The following is a 1,245-nucleotide window of genomic DNA, read 5'->3' on the forward strand; positions in this document are numbered from 1 at the left end:
GTCAAGGCCTGCCTCGGGTTGAAGGACCGGATCGCGACGGGCGATCTGCGCCTGCTGATCATCGGCAGCGGCGCGGCGCTGGACGGCGCGAAGGCCGCGCTCGGTACCGACGTTGCGATCCCGCTTGTGTCGGCGGACGATCGCGAATGGCCCAACCTCTGCTACCTGCAAGCCGACGCCGAGGGAGACCCGATCAAGCCGGGCGTGCTCAGCGCCGATGGTGGCCGCTTCGCCTACAAGGCGATCGAGCAGGGCGTGCGTCTGACGCAGGCGGGCCGCACCGCGGCCATCGTCACGGCTCCGCTCAACAAGGAAGCGCTCAACAAGGCCGGCTATCATTTCCCCGGCCATACCGAGATGCTGGCCCATCTGACCGGTGTGCGCGGCTCGGTGATGCTGCTCGCCCATGGCAACATGCGCGTCAGCCATGTCTCCACCCATGTGGCGCTGGAAGACGTGCCGAAGCGCCTGACGCCGGAGCGGTTGCGCCTGGTGATCGACCTCACCAACGATGCGCTGCGCCGGCTCGGCATTGCCAAACCGAAGATCGCGATCGCGGCGCTCAACCCGCATGCGGGCGAGGGCGGTCTGTTCGGCCGGCAGGATATCGATGTGTCGGCGCCGACGATCGCCAAAGCGGTCGCCGACGGCCTCGACGTCGTCGGCCCCGTGCCCGGCGACACCATCTTCGTCAAGCTGCGCGCCGGCCAGTTCGATGCGGCGGTCGCGATGTATCACGACCAGGGGCATATTCCGGTCAAGCTGCTCGGCTTCCAGGTCGATCCTGCGACCGGCCGCTGGCAGGAACTCTCCGGCGTCAACATCACCCTGGGCCTGCCGATCATCCGCACCTCCGTCGATCATGGCACCGCCTTCGACATCGCCGGCAAGGGCATCGCCAACGAGCACAGCCTGATCGAGGCCATCGACTATGCCGAACGGCTGGCCGCTGGCGCTTCCGCATCCAAATCATGAGATCGACCGCGCGATGACCAACGCCTTCACACCCATCGAAATCCAACGTCCCACCATCCTGGAGTTCGGCAACGGCACGATCACGGCTGCGGCACGCTTTGCCGAGCGGATCGGCGCCAGGCGGCCGCTGGTGATTTCCGATCCGTTCAATGCGCGCCGCATCGACATGCTGGCGTTGCCGGGTGCGGTGAAGGTGTTCGGCGACGTCAAGCCCGAGCCGGACCTGCCCAATCTCGAGAAGGCCGTGGCGATGGCGCGCGAGGCCAAGCC

The 1,245-nt window shown here is 67.1% G+C and carries 2 protein-coding genes; both read left to right on the forward strand.

From position 1 onward, the window contains the following. The coding region (gene pdxA / locus AC1D00_RS41700) for a 4-hydroxythreonine-4-phosphate dehydrogenase PdxA (RefSeq protein ID WP_477014718.1) at positions 1 to 975 on the forward strand (975 nt) is incomplete at its 5' end. A gap of 13 nt (positions 976 to 988) precedes the next feature. Then, a partial coding sequence (locus AC1D00_RS41705; protein WP_477014719.1) for an iron-containing alcohol dehydrogenase occupies positions 989 to 1,245 on the forward strand: 257 nt, incomplete at its 3' end.

The sequence above is a fragment of the Bradyrhizobium sp. P2_E8 genome (genome assembly GCF_056403875.1).